Origin of the sequence: Microbacterium sp. CGR1 (assembly GCF_051062835.1) — a bacterium.
In the GTDB taxonomy this organism is placed as follows: Bacteria; Actinomycetota; Actinomycetes; order Actinomycetales; family Microbacteriaceae; genus Microbacterium.
Map to the genome: position 1 here is coordinate 558295 of NZ_JAOTPG010000002.1, position 18082 is coordinate 576376.

Genomic DNA, 18082 nt, shown 5'->3' on the forward strand with positions numbered 1-18082 from the left:
GTTCTTCTAGCGGGTCGAAGGGTGTTCCCAGTCGTCGAGCCAAGCGTCGAGCACCACGGCGGCAGCGCGGCGGAGTTCTGCACCGTGCCGTCGGGCATCGGCTCGGATGACGTTTGGATCGACGTCGTGCTGGCTCAGCTCGTGCGCGTGCCCGATGAGCCAGCGTTCGATGGACTCGGAGTCGGGTTCGAGGTGGAACTGCAGTCCGAGGACGTTCGGCGCACTGAAGGCCTGGTGCGGGAAACCCGGAGTGCTCGCGAGATGCGCGGCACCCACGGGAATCCCGAACTCGTCTCCGTGCCAGTGCAGTACGGGGACACCGTCGAGGTGCCGTAGGGGAGAGGTGAGTCCCTGCGGAGTGAGATCTAGGGGTGCGTACCCGATCTCCACCGCACCCGTGGATCGCACGGCTGCGCCCATCGCCTCCGCGATGAGCTGCGCGCCGAGGCAGATTCCGAGCATCGGTCGACCACTGCGCAGCCGCCGGTCTACGGCTACCTTCGTCTCCCGCAGCAACGGGTAGCAATCCTCGTCGTGCACGCCGATCGGCCCGCCGAGGACGACGACGACATCCGCAGCATCCACCGCTTCGGGATCGATGCCGTCGATTCCGGCATCCAGATACCGGATGCTGTAGCCTCGGGCGACGAGTGCCGGCTCGAGGATGCCGAGGTCTTCGAACTGGACATGCCGGAGGGCGAGCAAGATGCGGGGGTGTGATTCGTCAGACATTCGTCTTCCTCTCGTGCTCGCCCGGCCGGCAGTCAGCTCGCGCGACGGAGCGGGACGTTCGGGAAGTCGATCGGCACGTCGAGTGCGATGTTCACGTAGTTCGTGAACAGGTTGAGGGCGACCTGGCCGATGGTCTCGACGATCTGCTCGTCGTTCCACCCCTGGTCGCGCACGGCCTGCACGTCGGCTGCGGAGAGCTGGCCGCGGTCGTTCACGAGCTTGAGCGCGAAGTCGAGCAGGGCCGCCGTCTTCGGGTCGTCGGACTGGCCGTCCTGAGCCGCGGCGAGGGTGTCGCGGGTCAGGCCGGCCTTCTTGCCCAGGGCGGTGTGGGCGGCGAGGCAGTACTCGCAGGAGTTGCGGTTGGCGACTGCCACGGCGATCTGCTCGCCGAGCGCTGCGCCGAGGGTGCCGCCGCCGAAGGCGCCGAAGGATCCCCACATGCTCGCGAGGGCGGCGGGCGAGTTCGCCACAGCCTTGAACATGGCGGGGACGGTTCCGAAGGCGGAAGTGATCTGGTCGAGATGTTCCTTGACTGATCCGGTGGCGGTGTCGCGGTCGACGAGAGGGACGTTGGGCATGATGCTCCTAGGTGGGAAGTGAGGCCTCTGTTCGGGCTTGATCTCAGTCTTCCCGGATGCCCCGGTTGATGCGCACCGTATCGTCCCCAGTTCGTGACACATCGTCCAGGAATGAGCGAGCGGTGAACGCCTAGTTTGCTCTGTGCTCGCGTGGAGCGGGTGTCTCCTTCGCGCCGGGATCCAGCACGCGCGGCAGCTGCAGGATGGCGACACCGAGATCGCGGAACGGCTCGGCGAGCGTCCCGTGGACGATCGTGCGACCGGCGACGTTCATGGAGATGGTCGTCGACACAGGACGGCTGCCGGATGATGGCACCATCAGGTTCCTGATGGAGCCGCTCGACACACTCCACGCGATCGCCGCGATCGCCGCGGACGACGTCGGACGCGTCGTGGCGGAGGCCTTGGCCGGCCCGCGCGGCTGGTCCGGAAGAGAATTCAATCTAGTGGGTGAGAGCATCGACGGGGAGGCTTTCGCGAGACTGCTCTCCGAGCACTGGCGGACCCCGATCCGCTATGAGCAGCTGCCCGCCGCTCGCCCGGACGGGGATCCCCTCCTCTCTCGACTCGCTTGGCTCATTCACGACGGACCCTTGGGTGGCGGTATCCGCGCTCAGCGGGCGAGCGAGCTCCCCCGCTGCTCTCGTTCGAGCAGTGGTTGGCGACCCGCCACCCCGAGTGACGCCGCCGCGGCCTCAGATCGACAGATGTGCGGCGAGCAGCCAGCGGTCCCGGTCCAGCGTTGCCATAATCCCGATGACGACATCCTGGCTGGGAAGATCGTCTCCGTCCAGGCCCGCGATCGCCAGGGCCACCCTCTGGCGTACATCGTCGATGTCCTGAACAGCGGCACGCACCGTCTGCTCCGTCGACGAGAATCCGGGCGCGACCTCGCTGAAGTCCACCGTGTCGGCGATCGTCTGCAGGCGCGCATCGATCGGCAACCCAAGGGCGACGACTCGTTCGGCCGCGAGGTCGGCGGCTTCGCGGGCGTTCGACGCGACAGCATCAAGTAGTTCATGGATCGCGAGGAAGTTCGCTCCGCAGACGTTCCAGTGCGCCTGCTTGAGGTTCACGGCGAGGGCCTGAGCGGAGCGCACGACCGGAGTGAGGAAGCGGGCGGCTGCCGCGGAGGCGGCGTCGGTCACGTCGTTCCGGGTGATCACGGCAGGTGCTTCGCGACGAGATCGGTGAGGTCGACGAGACGGTTCGAGAAGCCCCACTCGTTGTCATACCAAGCGGACACCTTCACCTGATCGCCGATGACGCGGATGAGACCGGCGTCGAAGATGGCGGAGTGCGGGTCGCCGACGATATCGCTCGACACGATCTCGTCTTCGGTGTATCGCAGGATCCCCTCGAGCGGGCCCTCCGCCGCCGCCCGGTACGCGGCCTTCACCTCATCGACCGTGACCGGCCGAGATGCCGTGACGGTAAGGTCGGTGATCGATCCGGTGAGCACCGGGACGCGGAGCGCGAAACCGTCGAGCTTGCCGCTCATCTCCGGCAGCACACGTCCGAGCGCCTTCGCCGCCCCTGTCGAGGTGGGCACGATGTTCGACGCGGCAGCCCGCGCTCGACGCAGATCGTGATGGGGTCCGTCCTGCAGGTTCTGATCCGCGGTGTACGCGTGCACGGTCGTCATGAGGCCGCGCTGGATACCGAAGGCGTCGTCGAAGACCTTGACGATCGGTGCGAGCGAGTTCGTCGTGCATGACGCATTAGAGATGATGTCGTGCAGCGCGGGGTCGTACTCGCGCTCGTTCACACCCAGCACGACGGTCACGTCGTCTCCCGTGGCCGGTGCGGTCACGATGACCTTCTTCGCCCCGGCCTCGAGGTGCTTTCGGGCGGAGGTGGCATCGGTGAAGAACCCGGTCGCCTCGATGACGACGTCCACGCCGAGCTCGGCCCATGGCAGCTTCGCCGGGTCGCGCTCGGAGAGAGCGCGGACGCGGCGGTCGACGACGTAGATGTTGTCGTCGTCATGACGGATGCTGCCGGGGAAGGGCCCGCTCACCGCGTCGTACTTGAGAAGGTGAGCGAGCGTGCCGTTGTCGGTAAGGTCGTTCACCGCGACGATCTCGAATCGATGCTCGCCTCCGCGGCTGGCGCGGAAGTAGTTACGGCCGATGCGGCCGAACCCGTTGATGGCGACTCTGATGGTCATGATGTCTGCTCTCCTCTTTGTCTATGTGCCCCACTCTTCTCCTTAGGGCGAGACGATGTGCATCTTCACGTCTTGACTTCTCCACGAATCGTCCACAGACTGGGGTCATGACCTCGGTTGATCGGCTCACTCCTTTGCTGCAGCGATTTCGGGTGCGTACGCACCTGTTCCATGCCGGTCTGCTCTGTGGAGTAACCGCCTTCCCGGCCGAGCCGGGTCGCGGATTCCTGCACGTTCTCCGTCGCGGTGAGATGGAGCTGACGGCCACCGGTGAGCGCGGCGTCACGGAACTAGTGAAGATCACGCGACCGAGCCTGCTGTTCTTCCCCCGGCCGAGCGATCACTCGTTCCTCAACGCGCCGACCGCTGAGTCGGACTTCACCTGCGCGACCCTCGACTTCGACGGGGGCGCCACGCATCCGCTCATTCAGGCCCTGCCGTCGGTCATTATCCTTCCGCTCGATGAAGTCGCCACTCTCGGTCCCGCGCTGGATCTGCTCTTCTCCGAGGTCGACAACGTCCGCTGCGGGCATCCGATCCTGGCGGATCGGCTGTTCGAAGTCGTGCTCATCCAGCTGCTGCGCTGGATGCTCGACAACCCGTCGCACCTCGCCCTCACGCAGAGCATGCTGTCGGGCCTTGCCGATGAGCGTCTTTCGCCCGCGCTCGTCGCCGTGCACGAAACGCCGGGCGAATCGTGGACGCTGCAGACGATGGCCCGCCGAGCGAACATGTCGCGCAGCGCCTTCGCGTCGAGATTCAAAGAAGTCGTCGGCCAGACACCGGTCGATTACCTCACCGAATGGCGGCTCACCATCGCGCAAGAGAATCTGCGCGCGGGGATGCCGGTGGGCACGATCGCCGCCGAGCTCGGCTACGCGAGTGCGTCAGCGTTCTCCCGCTCATTCGCGCAGCGCCTCGGACGCTCGCCCCGTGCCTGGCTAACCTCGCAGCCTGGGAGTATGCCCGTCGAAGCCTAGGCATGGGACAACCGCCTACCGTCAGACAAATGGAGTTTCGGCAAGCATCGAGCAGCGGCGGCGGTTGATGATAGTTGAAGCGTAGCCCCGCCGGAAACGATCGTTTACGGCGCAGACGCGCGAGGCAGCAAGAATGCCTTGCCGCAAACGGTGTCCACAACCTCGTTTCGGCAGGCGTTTCCGGCGGTTCGTCTGATTCCGGGCGAACGAGGGCGTGAATACGCGAGATTCATCCTCTAGCAGCAAGACTTACCGCCGACGCGACCGTTGCGGATTGATCAGTTATCGGAGCGGAATATCTTCCAGAGCAACAGGCCGAGGGTTGCTCTTTCACGGCCAGCGGCGGAACGTAGGTCGATCTCCAGCGATTGCCCGATTCGGGTGATCTTGCTCTGCAGGCTGCTGTGGTGGAAGTTGGCAGCCCGCGCCGCGGATCGCAAGGAGTCAGCGTGGAGGTAGTGGTCGAGAATGTTGATCGCTTCAGTGCCCTGCGCCCCGGACGCGAGTCGTTCGAGATGCAGCACGTCGGGGTTGTCGGCCACGACTGCGGGGTCTAATGAGCCGATCAAGCGAACGACACCAAGCTGGTTTGCATCGAGGAGTCGCGGCCAGGACGAGGTAGCGCCGGCGAAGCGCAGCGTCTCGCGAGCGACTACCCAGGATTGGGGCGCACCGAGGATATCGACGACAGGCCCACTCGCGGCTCGCCCTTCGATGCCGTGCGCAGTTGCCCAGTCGACAGGGTCAGAACCCACGGCAATCACGAGCGAGAGGTGGCGGGACAGAGCCGCGATATGCACCGGACGCTGCCACGCCGCGCGGAGAGGACCATCCGTAAGGTCTTGCGGCGTCAACTCTGTCGACTCCACCGCAATGAGCTGAATAGAGCTGGCCGGTTGCAGCCCGATCAGGCGCGCAGCGCGAGAGCGTTCCGCCTCCGTGCTGCGTGCGTTGACGAGCAGTTGCGCGAGCGCTGGGTCTGACATTCCAGATGCAGCGTCCGCGCCGCTCGTCGGACGTTGTCGAGCGAGGACAGCGGCGACGGTCAGCGCGAAGCGCTCGAGGATGAACTCGTCGAGTTCGTACCCGGCGTCGCCGCGTTCCAGCCAGAGGGTGCCGCGCTCACTGCTGCCCGCATCGATGGCCGCGTGCTGTGAGACATGAGCTGCGGGGCCCGTCAGTGGTGCGCCTTCACTGGAGTAGCGCATGGACAACCCACGAGAGGGGAGCTCTACACCTGCGGGGCAGTCGGCGAGGACCGCTGTCGCACGGACTACCGCGTCGAGATCGGGAGTGTTCGACACCAGTTGGTCGAAGTAAGCGACAACACGAAGTGCGCGCTCCCCGGGAGTGTCGACATTGAGCAGCTTCACCATGAGGCCCTGCATGCTCTGATCCTACGAGGTGAACATGCCTGGTGTCGCCGTTTGGCGGACTTCTTCAACGCCACCTGCCGAGTGGCGGTTCCCCTGCTGGATTAGAGAGGGGATGATGGCGGGGTGAATGTCGACAAGCTGCCCTCCCCCTTGCGTCTCGACCCTGAGCTGGCTGCGATCAGCGTTATGATCCCGAGCTTCGACTTCACGGATGTCGAGGGGTCCAGACGCTTTGAGCAAGAGCTCGTTGCCCAGGGTCGGCGCACCGTCGAAGGCGTAGTCACGGAGGATGTGCTCATTCCCCGCCGAGACGGTTCAACAATTGCCGCCCGGGTGTATCGCCCGAGCCACGTCGGAGTTCTGCCAGCGATTCTCTACATCCACGGCGGCGGATTCGTTCTTGGAGGATTGGACACGGAGGACGATCGCTGCGCTTACTACGCTCGGGATGCGCAGTGCGCAGTCGTCTCCATCGACTACCGGCTGGCCCCGGAGCACCCCTTCCCCGCAGCTTTCCACGACTGCGTCGATGCGTTGTGGTGGATGCATGACGAAGCGATTTCACTCGGGATCGACAATCAACGGTTGAGCGTGGGAGGCAACAGCGCCGGAGGTGCGATCGCTGCTTCCGTCGCCCTAGCCTCTCGAACTGATGAAGCACCATCCCTGGTTCACCAGCTTCTGGTGAACCCCGTTTTGGACTGCCGAAGCCAAACCGCGTCTATGCAGCGATTCACGACAACACCTGGCTGGAATCGAGCACAAAATCTGCTGATGTGGGAACTGTACCTCGCCGACGCTGCGGTGCCGGCAGATTATCGAGCTGCCGCGGCCCTTGCCGAAGACGTCGCTGACGCGCCGCCTGCCTCCATTTGGATTGCGGAGTACGACCCGTTGCGCGACGAGGGCTACGCCTACGCGCAGCGTCTGATGGCCGCCTCCGTTCCTGTCGGGATCATGCAGTATCCAGGTACCATCCACGGCTTTGACGGCTACCGAATGACCAATGTGGGACAGCGCGCGCTCGTCGACCAGATCACTGCTCTCCGGTGGGCCCTCCGCACCTGATTCGACAAATGGCGCAGCCGAACGTCTGATTACAGCCAAATGGCTGTCCGACGATCAGGTGGGCCGCCGTAACGTCGGAGGCACACCCCAGTTGAGCCGGGATCGGGCAGCGCGGCGCACTTTCACCGCTGCGTGCCAAATTCGGTTCGACCCCGGAAGGACAATGATGACCTCTCGCGTCCCCGTCGATCCCGACGTCGTGAACCTGATCGCCGACGCGCCCTCGGTTCTCGCCATCGATTCCTCCGCGACAACGGAGCAGATTCGGATCAGAGAGGCGCGGTTTCACTCGTGGATGCGAGGCGATCTCGAGCCCGAACTCGCCCTCATTCCCGTGCGAGACGCCTCCATCGCGGGAGTGAACGTTCGCTGGTATGGCGGTGAACCGCAAGCCAACACCGACGTCGTGGTGTACCTCCACGGAGGTGGCTGGCTTGCCGGTGACATCGACTCCTACGACCCAGATGTTCGCCGGTTGGCTGCGCATCTCGGGCTCCCTGTCGTTTCGGTCGAGTATCGCCGGACACCTGAGCACCCGTTCCCCGCCGCCATCGATGACTGCACCGCGGTTCTACGGGAGCTGCAGCGAAGTCCTCACCGGTCCATTTCCCTTGCCGGCGACAGCGCCGGAGGCAATCTTGCACTGGGTGCGGCGATCGCGGTCAAGACCGAGGGCATCGTGTCATCGATTCTTCTGCTCTACCCGGTTGTGGATCCGACGGCTTTCAACAATCTCTCCTACACCGACAACGGTGCCGACTACCTCCTGACCGCCGACGCCATGCGCGAGTTCTGGGACCTGTACGTGCCCTCGGACGAGCATCGTCGGCACCCCAGCGCCGCCCCGCGATTCGCGGAACTCGAAGGACTCCCACCGGCAGTCGTCGTCAGCGCCGATTTCGATCCCCTCCGCGACGAAGACCGCGAACTCGCCACCCGCCTCATCGCGGCGGACGTCCCCACCGTTTATCTGCCCAACCCCGGGCTCACCCACGGCTTCCAACAGATGGTTCCGCGCATACCCGCCGCGACCAGCGCCCTCAGCCGCGCCTACGCCGCGTTCTCGATCGCGATCTCAAGTGCCGGCGCCCTGTCCGTAACGCTGCCTGCTGCGGCATCGTAAGCCCCGCCCGAAAGGACACCGCCATGACCACTTCGCATATCGTCCACTTCGGCGTGGGGAACTTCCACCGCTCCCACCAAGCCAAGTACCTGCACGAACTGCACCAGCAAGGCCGAGACCTCGAGTGGACAATCATCGGAGCAGGGTTGCTCCCCGGTGACGTCCGCATGCGCGACGCCCTCCAGGCCGAGGACTACACCTACACCCTCGTCGAACGCGCGGCCGACGGAACCGACGACGTGCATCGGATCTCTTCCATCTCCGGCTATTTCTACGGCCCCGATGACCCCGCTGCGCTCATCGAATTACTCGCCGCTGCCTCCACCCGGATCGTGTCTCTGACCATCACCGAGGGCGGCTACAACCTCTCCGACACTACGGGACGGTTCGACACCACCAACTCTGCGATGCGCGCCGACCTTTGGGGTAAGGAACAGCCCACCACGGTCTTCGGCTACCTCGCTGCTGCACTGCGCAGCCGTCGTCACGCAGGTCTGGCGCCGTTCACGGTCCTGTCCTGCGACAACATGCAGGACAACGGCGCCAGGGCACGCGAAGCACTCGCCTCCTTCATCAGGATGTCCGACGTCGATCTGGCCGACTGGGTCGAGCAGGCCACCGCGTTTCCCGGGAGCATGGTCGACCGCATCACCCCTGTCACCACCGACGCTGACCGCGAGTGGGTCCACACCACAACCGGGTACGAGGACACATGGCCTGTCATCAGCGAGGACTTCACCCAATGGGTGATCGAAGATCATTTTCCGGCGGGCCGTCCGCAGTGGGAGAACGTCGGGGCTCAGCTCGTCGACGATGTCGCGCCATTCGAGACGATGAAGCTTCGGATGCTGAACGGATCCCATCAAGCTCTCGCCTACGTCGGACTTCTCCGAGGTCACACCTTCGTACATGACGCGATAGCCGACCCTGCCGTCGCATCTTTCGTCGAGGCGTTCCTCCAGGAAGCGCAGAGCACCGTCCCCCCTATTGCCGGAATCGATCTGCCCGCCTACCGTGCCCTGCTACTGCAGCGTTTCTCCAACCCGGCAGTCCGAGACACCCTTGAACGCCTCGCCACTGACGCCAGCGACCGCATCCCCAAGTTCGTCGTGCCGATCGCTCACGATCTTCTCCGGCAGAAGCAGCCGGCGCCCGCCACCGCGGCCGTCATCGCCAGCTGGGTCGTCGCCGCCTTTCAGGACCGCAACGCCTCAGGTCCACTTCGGGACCGCCAAGCGGAAGACGTGAAGCAGGGACTCCTCGACGAGCGAGTCGACGCGGGGTCGTTCCTGGATCGTGCCGACTGGTTCGGCGAGCTCGGGGGGGACCTCGCGTTCCGTGCGGCGTACACCTCTTCGCTCGATCGCCTGCGCCGAGACGACGCTTCCACGTTTCTCACCCCTACCGCCCTTTGACCCTTCCCTTTTTCCCTGTTCCAACCGTTCTCAGAAAGGCACCATCATGAACCGCACCACCCGAATGATCGCGCTCATGGGCACCGCCGCCCTCGCCGTGTCGCTCAGCGCATGCAGCGACGGCCCGATCGGCGCGTCCAACGACTCCAACGCTGACGCTGGCGCCGACGCCGTCAGCATCCAGTTCGTCAACCCGCTGCCCAACTACCCCGCCTGGCGCGTGATCGGCGACTGCATGGCCGACCAAGCCGAGGAACGCGGAGTCGACTTCAACGAGACCGGCCCCACCGGACAGGCCATGGACCCCACCACCATGATCGAGCAGATCCAGAGCGCCATCGCGAACAAGAAGTCCGGCATCATCACACTTCCCGCCAGCGACGCGTTCGGACCCCTGCTCCAGCAGGCCCGCGACGCCGGTATCGTCACCGCGACCATGTACGGCGACGGCGCCGACGGCAGTGGTGCTGATATCAACGTCGGCATCAACTGGACCGAGCTCGGCAAGGTGTACATCGACGAGGTCGAGAAGCTCCCCGGTGACAAGAAGGTCGGGATCATCACGAGCGCCGACACCGGCATCGGCAAGCTGTTCATGGACGGGGTCAAGGCAGCTGTCGCGGACACCGACGACATCGAGATCGTCGGCGAGGTGTACACCGGCGACGACTCCGCGAAGGCGCTCGCCCAGACCAACGCGCTGCTCACCGCACACCCTGACGTGAACGTCATCCTCACCAACATGGGAACCGCCACCCAGGGTGCCGTGTCCGCCATCGAGGCGAAGGGACTCACCGGAGACATCTCCTTCATCGGCAACGGACCCGACAACGGCGGCAAGGAAGCCATCGAAAGCGGAGCTGAGTACCGCTTCCTGCTGCAAGCACTGTGCGACGGCGGCAAGGACGCACTCAACGCCGTAGCCGATCGCCTCGAAAGCGGCACCGCCGCCGGCGGCGACGCGACTCTCATCGACATGGGCACCCGCATGGCCACGAAAGACGACTACGCCGAGTACGTCGAGAAGGGCTGGTCGTGACCGACACCGCCGCCCTCGAACTCCGAGGCATCCGGAAGTTCTTCGGATCCGTCGCCGCCCTCGAGCAGGTGGATCTCGCCGCCTTCCCGGGCGAGATCCACGCCATCGTCGGCGACAACGGCGCCGGCAAATCCACCACCATCAAGATCATCACGGGTATCCACCGAGGTGATGGCGGCGACATCCTGATCAACGGCGACGTCATCGAAGGCCACGGCGCCAGCACTCTCGAGAAAGGGATCGCTGTTGTCTACCAGGACCTCGCGCTCGTCGAATGCCTCGACATCTCCACCAACATGGCGCTCGGAAACCTCCCCAAACGCTTTGGGCTGTTGTTGGATCGTCGACGCATGGACCGAGATGCCGCGAAGGTCCTCACCGACCTGAACGTCCGAGTCGGCGACGTGAAAACCCCCGTTGGTTTGCTCTCCGGCGGCCAGCGGCAGGTCGTCGCCATCGCTCGCGCCGTCCGCATGGACACACCCACCATCCTGCTCGACGAACCGACCGCCGCACTGGGCGTGCAGGAGACGGCCCAGGTTGGACGCATGCTCGATGAACTCCGCGCCGCAGGCAAAGCCGTCATCGTCATCAGCCACGATCTCGATTTTGTCTTCCAGCATTCTGACCGCATCACCGTCCTCCGCCTCGGTAACAGCGTCGGAACACGGCGCACGGCTGAGACGACGCGTGACGAGATCATCGGGATGATCACCGGCGCGATCCCTCGCGGTGCTACGTCCGCCGCATCAAAGGAAAAGTCATGACACAGATCACCTCTACAGCCCCGGCGCCCGTCGTCACTCAGAAAGCTCAGCGCCGAATCTCGTCGTTTCTTGTACGCCAAGAAGCATCCCTGCTCGGTGTGGTCGCCGTCATTGTCATCTCGGCCACACTGATCAACCCGGCATTCCTCAGCGGCGACAACATCACTGAAATCCTCCGTAGCTCCGTCATCTACTTCGTGATGGCCTGCGGAGCCGCGCTGCTCATCATCGGCGGGGGGCTTGATTTCTCCGTCGGCGCGGTCTTCACCCTCAGCGCCCTTACCGGCACCTCCTTGATGAAGATCGGTGTTCCGATCCCGCTGGCCGTCCTCGCCGCCCTTGTCATCGCATCGCTCGTCGGTGTCCTCAACCACCTGATCATCACCTACTGGCACGTCCCGCCCATCATCGCCACCCTCGGAGTGTTCTTCGTGGTCCTCGGCGCCAACTCCCTCATCACCGGCGGCCTCGACGTGATCCCCCTTCCCCCTGATTTTGTCCGTCTCGGACAGGGCTATTTCGTCGGCGTCCCCAACATCATCTGGATCGCCGTCCTGGTGGGCATCGTCACATGGTTCGCACTCGAACACACCCGCTTCGGTGTCAACATTCGCGCCCTCGGCGGTAACCGTGCAGCTGCAGTCGCCAACGGACTCCACGTCAAGAAGCTCGACCTCACGCTCTACGCCATCGCAGCGGTCACAGGTGGTATCGCAGGCCTGCTCTACTCCGCACGAGTAGGGGCAGGTCAGGTCGAGGCAGGAGGCTCTGCGACCACGCTTGTCGTCGTCACAGCTGTCCTCATCGGAGGCGTGAGCCTGCTCGGGGGACTCGGGAACATCACCGGTGTCGCCATCGGCGCCGTCCTCCTCTCCCTCATTGACAACGCGCTCATCGTTTCCCGCATCCCACCCCAGTTCAACAACATCGTCGTCGGCGCCATCCTTGTGTGCGCCGTCGCCGTCGATCACCTCCGTCGACAACAGCTCTACAAGCGCCGCTGACAACACCAAGTCAGCGAAGTGCCCACGCCGCACGACACGCTCAGAAGGACGACGCTCAGCGCAGCCACCGTGGCACCTCACACGGCAGGTGCGACGCGACTTCGCGCGCGCCTGCCGTGAGTGTCACCACCACCGAAGGAAAGCCGGATGCCTGCCGATCTCGACATGCCCACCACGAATACGAAAGGACCTCACGACAGCACTGCGCCCCGAGTTCTCGTCATCGGCGAGGCGCTGATCGATATCGTCGAGCGTGACGGCACGAGCACCGAGCACGTTGGTGGGTCTCCCGCCAACGTCGCACTGACCCTGGCCCGGCTCGGACGCAAGGCGACTCTCGTGACCGACATCGCCGATGACGCTCGTGGCCGGCGTATCGCCGGGCACCTCAGCGCTTCAGGGGTCGAGGTGCTGCACGGCGACTCCGAGCGCACCTCCGTCGCGCGCGCGATGCTCCGCGGGGACGGCTCGGCCGAGTACGAATTCGACCTTTCCTGGAACCCGCCCGCCGCGGACGCGTCCTCGGCCGCCCACGTGCACACCGGATCCATCGCGATCTACCTCGAACCGGGCGGCTCCGCAGTCCTCGATCTGCTTGAGGCGCTGCCCGCCGGAGTCACCGCCAGCGTCGACGCGAACATCCGTCCCGCTGTTATCGGCGAGCACCATGCTCTCGCGCGCTTCGAGCGAATCGCTGCGGCGTGCGAGATCGTCAAACTCAGCGACGAAGACGCCGAGTGGCTGTACCCGAGGATGCAGCTCGATGAGGTGCTCACCCGCCTGCTCTCGCTCGGCGCCCAGCTCGCAGTCGTGACCCGTGGAAGCAGAGGCCTAATCATTGCGTCCGCCATCGCGCGGGCAACCGTGCCCGCCGCGCGGATCGTCGTCGCCGACACGATCGGCGCGGGCGACTCAGCGATGGGAGCGATTCTCGATGAGGCGTTCCGGCAGGGCCTCGGCATACCGGGCGGGATGCGGCTCGACGAGCCGTCACTCTGGGCGATCGGGCAGTGGGCGGTGCGCGTCGCGGGTGTCACGACATCGCGCTCAGGCGCAAACCCGCCCACACACACTGAACTCTGACCATCAAACTACTGTCCGGTAGCCGGTGGTCTATGCCCCCCGGCTTCTCCACGCCATGTCTCCGCCGAAAACGATCGATTTCGACGGTCTTGCCACCGATTGTGATCACCTGCGCGACACGCCGGCACGTGGCCTGCCGATACCCCCTGCCGAAACCTAAACGCCCCGATACCTCGGCTGTAGCGTTTTCGGCATGGCACACGAAGTCGGGTACGCCCGAGTCTCCAAGCGCGAGCAGAACCCCGACGCTCAGGAGGCTGAGCTGCGCGCCGCCGGCTGTGAACGGGTATTCGTCGACCACGGCGAATCGAGCCGCTCCACGGACCGCCCGCAATGGCTCGAGTGCTTGAACTATTTGCGAGCGGGCGACATTCTCAAAGTGCGACGTCTCGACCGTCTCGCCGGTAGTGAACGCATCCTGATCGAGACGCTGCAGGACCTAGACGCGCGGCAGGTGAACCTCGTCAGCCTCACCGAGCCCATGATCGACACGACCACGCCGATGGGCCGAGCTCTCTACGGCATCGTCGCGGTGTTCGCGCAACTCCGCGTCGATACCATCCGGGAAAACACCCTCCGCGGTCTCGACTACGCGCGCAGTCAGGGTCGTGTCGGCGGCCGTCCGAGCGTGATGACGCCCGAGCGGATTGCTGAGGCCGAGCGCATGCGTACCGGGCAGCAGAGCTGGGCAAGCATCGCGCGCGTGCTCGGGGTCGGAACTTCTAGCGTGCGACGAGCACTCGTCCGATAGTGATCACTATGGACGAGATAGAATTCCCTATCAGGGGTGATAGATATGGCGATCTCAGAGGTTCCGGACTGGGCCCGTGCGGCGGTGTCCGCGCGCCATCGGAAAGAGATGGCTGAGCTGGACTACCGGCGCGAGCTGCGCCGGTTTGACCAGCACGGATACAGCCAACGCGAGATCGCCAGATGGCTCGGGATGGCCCAGCCGTCAGTGCTCAGCGCACTCCGCACGGCCGCTAAGGTGACAATGCCTCTGGACGGATTCTCCGGCGCGACGCCGTACGAGATATGCCAGCGCTATGCCGCCAGGTTCATCGATCAGGCGCAGCTCGTGGACGAACTCACGCGGTTCCCCTACGTGCAAGGCGGCCATACCGACGGGTATGACTCGCTGATCGTCGATCCGCCTGGCACCTGGTCGGAGATCGACGACGCGGCGCGCCGCGGCCTCATCAGTGACGACATCTACGAGACCGTGTTCAGTCGCCGACACTTCTCGACCGCGCCCGAAGCGCCGGCGGTCGGCCCCGAGGAACCGAGCCCGAAGCAGTGACCACGAATGGCTCCCCCGAGTTGTACCGCGCCTCGAGACGAGCAAGCTCGTAGAGCACGGCGTTGCTCAAGAAGTCCGACAGGGAGCGGTGTCCTTCTGCGACCATCGTGTTGAGCATGGCCGCCCGCATACGCTCATCGAGCGATAGATCGACGTAGAAAGAGACCTTCCTGGGCTTCGGTCGCCCAGTCCCGGTCATAAGGAGAACCGTTCGACGCATCGATCAATGGATTCGTACGCTGCCTTCGCTTGCTGAAGGTGTTCGCGTAGAGATGACAGATCGGTGCTGCCCGTAGTGTTCGCTACTCTCGCGATCTGATTCACGTTGCTTGCGATGTTCGAGATGAGTCGCTCGATACGGAAGAACATCTCCAGGGCATTCCTTCGATCGGTGGCCGTCTCGCCGGGCTCGGGTGACAGTGCCGACTCGACGAGTAGTCGGGCAACGGTCACGCCTTGCTCCGTGGAGCGAGCGACCAGTGCGGACTCTTCCTCCTCGTTAACTTTCACCTTGTGAACAATCTGACGCGAGGCGGGTGCGTTCGGCCGTCGGCGGTTCTGGCTTGCGCGGTCGACCATCATGCTCTCCATGCCCAGCGCAGCGAACGGGAGAAACTTCGACTGGACAGACAAGCCGAGTTAGGGGCCCTAACCGTATAGCTTGCTCCGCAGGATTCATGACCGCACATGCGTCACCTCTTCGATTTGGGAAACAGAGGCTGCCGCGGGATGCTCCGCATTCCCTTGCCCTCGATTCGCTTCGTGGGTAGCGGTGCGTAGCGGCTGTGTAGCTTGTCGCGTGGCTGCTTCCTCCTGATCTCTCTGCGGCAGTAGCGGCGTAGCTCCTGTAGCGGGCGAAAGCGCAGAGGGGAGGTACCGCATCCATGCGTCACGAAGATCGACGAGTCGATACCCCTTTCGCACGCTCTCCCCGACACGATGGTTGGCGGGTCGGACTCCGTATGGACGAAGTACCCGAGCGACTCCCGCGACTCCCAGCGCGCTCGCCAAATCGCGGTATTCGGGCACCTTGCTGAGGGCTTCGACCAGCTGGACGCTGCCGATCCATGCGCCATCGCGGTACGAGTTGAGTACTTCGCGAGTGGCTTCCAGAAGCGCCAAGCCGACGTTCGCGGAACTCTCGTCCTCTCGCGCTTGCTCGACCATGGTGATTGCTGCTGCCCAGGCGCGATTGATCCATTCGTCTCCTGCGAGATGGGCCACTGCGACGAGCGGCTCCCAAAGATCAGCTGCGCGGTCTTCCACCGGCAGTTCGGGGCGGACACCGGCTATCTCATCTTGGTGGTCGGTGAGCAGACGATGCAGGCGATGGCGCACTACGGCGAGGTACTCCCCTGCGTCCCTAAGCCGGAACTGCTCAACGGGTTCAGTTCCCGAACGCCGACGCATAGTGAGTACTATCGCTCGGTCTTCGATAGTGTCCGGCAGTGCGCCGATCGAAGCGATCGCTGCCAGGGCGAAGACTCGATACTCCTTCAGCTGATTGTTTGGCTTCTCGACCCGGCCGTATACGAAACCCCGCTGGAATCCGGTGTTGAGGATCCCGCGGAGGGCTTCGGAGCGTTCACTCGGCCGTCCCGCTGAGAAAATCGCTTCCGCTTCGTCGAGCATCAACGTCGGCGGGGTGTCCCCTGCCTTCTCGATGCGTCGGAAGAGATACGGAACGCTGACGTCTGCGAATCGCACAGGGTCGTTGACCAGCAGGCTCAGCACCTCGAGCAAGCGCGTCTTCCCCGATCGTTTCTCGGCTGATCGGATCACCAACCTCGGTGCAACATCTAGGGCGGGAACCACGTGAGATGCGGCCGCCCACAGCGTCACTGCGTCATACGACGCCGCGTCCGGCAGAACGCAGTATCGGCGAATAGCCCGCTGAGCAGAATCGAGCGCGTCCGCGAGCTCAGGTATCTGAGTAACCAACCGGGTCACCTGCCGCTCGCCGTGGTGCGGCTCTGGCGGATCCACTCCACGACTTCAGAACGCGCGTAGCGAATCGTTCGAGGTCCCAGCCTGTAGAAGTCGGGCCCCTTGCCGAGGTAGCGAAGCTGGGCCAGCGCGCCGGTCGTCATTCCGGCGATGAGGGCAGCTTCCGCGGGCGTGAGTAGTGAGTCATCCATGATCATGTCCCCTTCGTTTCGTTGTGCTCGTTCTCTGTGAGCACTTGCTTCGACGATGACAACGTCTGAAGTGTGAGACACCATGGAGGGATGGATTGGTCCGAATCGGGGAAAGATTCGTTTGCGCGCTCGATCGGTGAGCGCATCCGAGATCTGCGTCTGCGTCGCGGATTCCGATCCGTTCGCGAGCTAGCTGCCGCTATCCCTAACGCACGCCTCAGCGCGAAGGTCGTCAGCAACATCGAGCTGGGGCGCAAGCTCGATCTGACAGTCGTCGAGCTTCTCGAGCTGTCCAGAGCATTGGGCGTTGCACCACAGCAGATCCTCGTCGACCACCACCGTCCCTACGAGCCGACAGGGATTTCAGGAGTCAGTGAGGAGATCGCGACGATGTCCGCGATCGACTTCCTCGAATGGCTGTCCCTCCCGTTCGAGGGGCACCAACTATTCATGGATGTGAACGCGGAGACGCCTGAAGAAACCGCTGCCCTGGTCGCACTTCGAAGCTATGAAATGCAACGACGGGAAGTGGCGCACCATACGGAATCGCTAGCGAGGGCGCTTCAGGTCAATCGTAAGTTCGCCGGCTTCAACGATCTGGGGCATCTCCGCAACCGCGTGGCCGAATCCTTCGCTGAGCTTCGACGCATGGCTAGCTTCCTGGAACAACGTGGCGTTCGCGTGCCGGCTGACCACTTTGACCACAGTTTGACCACAACTCCCGGCGCGAACGACGATCGAGGTGATCACATAGATCACAAAGATCACCGGAACTCCTCGAGTGTGAGCGCCGAGGAATCCAGGCGATGAGGCGCAAATCTGACTGAAAATCGTGAGGTCACGGGATCGACGCCCGTCGGAGCCACAGGGTGATCATTACAGTCACCTTAGGAACCCTCGCCTAGCTTCTACATGGCGGGGGTTTCCGCTTTTCCGGACGAGAGTCCCAGGCTCGGCCCCCCTCACTCCCCTGATACCGTCGAAGCCATGTTCATCGCCGGGATCGCCGCCGCGGTCATCGGCATCGTGCTGCTCCATGTGGCACTCGGCAGAACTCTGCGTGCGAACGCCGGGGTGCGCATCCCCTTCGGTGGGCGACCACGCGAGATTCCGCACGGCTCCATCCAGATGCGGGCCCTCACCGCCGGGATGATCGTGCTCGGTGCGGTGTTCGTCAGCACCGAAGGGTGGCACTGGACCCTGATGGTGGTCGCAGCCGGCCCCGTGGCGGCGATGATCGTGCTGGGCCTCCACAATCGTCGCGTCAGCCGCGAGGCACGTTCCGCTGACGCCTGAGGCTGCTCCTCAC

The 18082-nt window shown here is 64.2% G+C and carries 22 protein-coding genes; 12 read left to right on the top strand and 10 right to left on the bottom strand.

Annotation, left to right across the window (positions count from 1 at the left end; genetic code table 11):
- Positions 1 to 6: 6 nt before the first annotated feature.
- The 5 genes from OD997_RS17605 to gap all read right to left on the bottom strand — a co-directional run bounded on the left by OD997_RS17605 (position 7) and on the right by gap (position 3480).
- The gene (locus OD997_RS17605; protein WP_434332845.1) at positions 7 to 732 is read right to left on the bottom strand and encodes a glutamine amidotransferase; all 726 of its coding nucleotides are present in this window, start codon (positions 730 to 732) and stop codon (positions 7 to 9) included.
- Between the two features lie 32 nt (positions 733 to 764).
- Positions 765 to 1310, bottom strand: a complete 546-nt coding sequence (locus OD997_RS17610) for a carboxymuconolactone decarboxylase family protein (protein ID WP_434332846.1) — start codon at positions 1308 to 1310, stop codon at positions 765 to 767.
- Between the two features lie 130 nt (positions 1311 to 1440).
- On the bottom strand, positions 1441 to 1770 hold the full coding sequence (locus OD997_RS17615; protein WP_434332847.1) for a hypothetical protein: 330 nt from the start codon (positions 1768 to 1770) through the stop codon (positions 1441 to 1443).
- Positions 1771 to 2005: 235 nt separating this feature from the next.
- Positions 2006 to 2476, bottom strand: coding sequence for a Dps family protein (locus OD997_RS17620; protein ID WP_434332848.1), 471 nt, complete (start codon positions 2474 to 2476; stop codon positions 2006 to 2008).
- Positions 2473 to 3480, bottom strand: coding sequence for a type I glyceraldehyde-3-phosphate dehydrogenase (gene gap, locus OD997_RS17625; RefSeq protein WP_434332849.1), 1008 nt, complete (start codon positions 3478 to 3480; stop codon positions 2473 to 2475). The genes OD997_RS17620 and gap overlap by 4 nt, the downstream gene beginning before the upstream one ends.
- 107 nt (positions 3481 to 3587) lie before the next feature.
- On the opposite strand from gap, the gene OD997_RS17630 reads away from it, so the two are divergent.
- Positions 3588 to 4460, top strand: a complete 873-nt coding sequence (locus OD997_RS17630) for an AraC family transcriptional regulator (RefSeq protein WP_434332850.1) — start codon at positions 3588 to 3590, stop codon at positions 4458 to 4460.
- Positions 4461 to 4738: 278 nt separating this feature from the next.
- Here OD997_RS17630 and OD997_RS17635 read toward each other — a convergent pair whose 3' ends face one another.
- Positions 4739 to 5848 (bottom strand): hypothetical protein, encoded by a 1110-nt coding sequence (locus OD997_RS17635; RefSeq protein ID WP_434332851.1) that lies wholly within the window; start codon positions 5846 to 5848, stop codon positions 4739 to 4741.
- 111 nt (positions 5849 to 5959) lie between these two features.
- Here OD997_RS17635 and OD997_RS17640 point away from each other — a divergent pair, with 111 nt between their 5' ends.
- From OD997_RS17640 to OD997_RS17680, 9 genes are all read left to right on the top strand, one after another.
- Positions 5960 to 6904, top strand: coding sequence for an alpha/beta hydrolase (locus tag OD997_RS17640; RefSeq protein WP_434332852.1), 945 nt, complete (start codon positions 5960 to 5962; stop codon positions 6902 to 6904).
- A 199-nt stretch (positions 6905 to 7103) separates the two neighbouring features.
- A complete protein-coding gene (locus tag OD997_RS17645; RefSeq protein WP_434332853.1) occupies positions 7104 to 8027 on the top strand; it encodes an alpha/beta hydrolase in 924 nt (307 codons plus the stop codon).
- 23 nt (positions 8028 to 8050) lie between these two features.
- A complete protein-coding gene (locus tag OD997_RS17650) occupies positions 8051 to 9442 on the top strand; it encodes a mannitol dehydrogenase family protein (RefSeq protein WP_434332854.1) in 1392 nt (463 codons plus the stop codon).
- Positions 9443 to 9488: 46 nt separating this feature from the next.
- Positions 9489 to 10481 carry a sugar ABC transporter substrate-binding protein gene (locus tag OD997_RS17655; protein WP_434332855.1) on the top strand — a complete coding sequence of 331 codons (993 nt, stop codon included), beginning with the start codon at positions 9489 to 9491 and terminating at the stop codon, positions 10479 to 10481.
- Positions 10478 to 11248 (top strand): ATP-binding cassette domain-containing protein, encoded by a 771-nt coding sequence (locus OD997_RS17660; protein WP_434332856.1) that lies wholly within the window; start codon positions 10478 to 10480, stop codon positions 11246 to 11248. The genes OD997_RS17655 and OD997_RS17660 overlap by 4 nt, the downstream gene beginning before the upstream one ends.
- Positions 11245 to 12252: an ABC transporter permease gene (locus OD997_RS17665; RefSeq protein ID WP_434332857.1), complete on the top strand. Its 1008-nt coding sequence runs from the start codon at positions 11245 to 11247 to the stop codon at positions 12250 to 12252. The genes OD997_RS17660 and OD997_RS17665 overlap by 4 nt, the downstream gene beginning before the upstream one ends.
- A gap of 147 nt (positions 12253 to 12399) precedes the next feature.
- A complete protein-coding gene (locus tag OD997_RS17670) occupies positions 12400 to 13335 on the top strand; it encodes a PfkB family carbohydrate kinase (RefSeq protein WP_434332858.1) in 936 nt (311 codons plus the stop codon).
- A 193-nt stretch (positions 13336 to 13528) separates the two neighbouring features.
- Positions 13529 to 14086 (top strand): recombinase family protein, encoded by a 558-nt coding sequence (locus OD997_RS17675; RefSeq protein ID WP_120227538.1) that lies wholly within the window; start codon positions 13529 to 13531, stop codon positions 14084 to 14086.
- Positions 14087 to 14131: 45 nt separating this feature from the next.
- A complete protein-coding gene (locus OD997_RS17680) occupies positions 14132 to 14635 on the top strand; it encodes a hypothetical protein (RefSeq protein ID WP_434332859.1) in 504 nt (167 codons plus the stop codon).
- Here the strand turns inward: OD997_RS17680 and OD997_RS17685 are convergent.
- The 4 genes from OD997_RS17685 to OD997_RS17700 all read right to left on the bottom strand — a co-directional run bounded on the left by OD997_RS17685 (position 14562) and on the right by OD997_RS17700 (position 16779).
- On the bottom strand, positions 14562 to 14855 hold the full coding sequence (locus OD997_RS17685; RefSeq protein WP_376128860.1) for a ParB family protein: 294 nt from the start codon (positions 14853 to 14855) through the stop codon (positions 14562 to 14564). The genes OD997_RS17680 and OD997_RS17685 overlap by 74 nt on opposite strands.
- The gene (mobC, locus tag OD997_RS17690; protein ID WP_434332860.1) at positions 14831 to 15217 is read right to left on the bottom strand and encodes a plasmid mobilization relaxosome protein MobC; all 387 of its coding nucleotides are present in this window, start codon (positions 15215 to 15217) and stop codon (positions 14831 to 14833) included. The genes OD997_RS17685 and mobC overlap by 25 nt, the downstream gene beginning before the upstream one ends.
- A gap of 93 nt (positions 15218 to 15310) precedes the next feature.
- Positions 15311 to 16369 (bottom strand): DUF3631 domain-containing protein, encoded by a 1059-nt coding sequence (locus OD997_RS17695; RefSeq protein ID WP_434332949.1) that lies wholly within the window; start codon positions 16367 to 16369, stop codon positions 15311 to 15313.
- 212 nt (positions 16370 to 16581) lie between these two features.
- A complete protein-coding gene (locus tag OD997_RS17700) occupies positions 16582 to 16779 on the bottom strand; it encodes a helix-turn-helix transcriptional regulator (RefSeq protein ID WP_376128865.1) in 198 nt (65 codons plus the stop codon).
- A gap of 84 nt (positions 16780 to 16863) precedes the next feature.
- Between OD997_RS17700 and OD997_RS17705 the strand changes: the two genes are divergently transcribed.
- Together OD997_RS17705 and OD997_RS17710 are read left to right on the top strand one after the other, a co-directional pair.
- The gene (locus OD997_RS17705) at positions 16864 to 17583 is read left to right on the top strand and encodes a helix-turn-helix domain-containing protein (RefSeq protein ID WP_434332861.1); all 720 of its coding nucleotides are present in this window, start codon (positions 16864 to 16866) and stop codon (positions 17581 to 17583) included.
- Between the two features lie 177 nt (positions 17584 to 17760).
- Positions 17761 to 18069 carry a hypothetical protein gene (locus OD997_RS17710; RefSeq protein ID WP_434332862.1) on the top strand — a complete coding sequence of 103 codons (309 nt, stop codon included), beginning with the start codon at positions 17761 to 17763 and terminating at the stop codon, positions 18067 to 18069.
- The last annotated feature ends 13 nt before the right edge of the window (positions 18070 to 18082 follow it).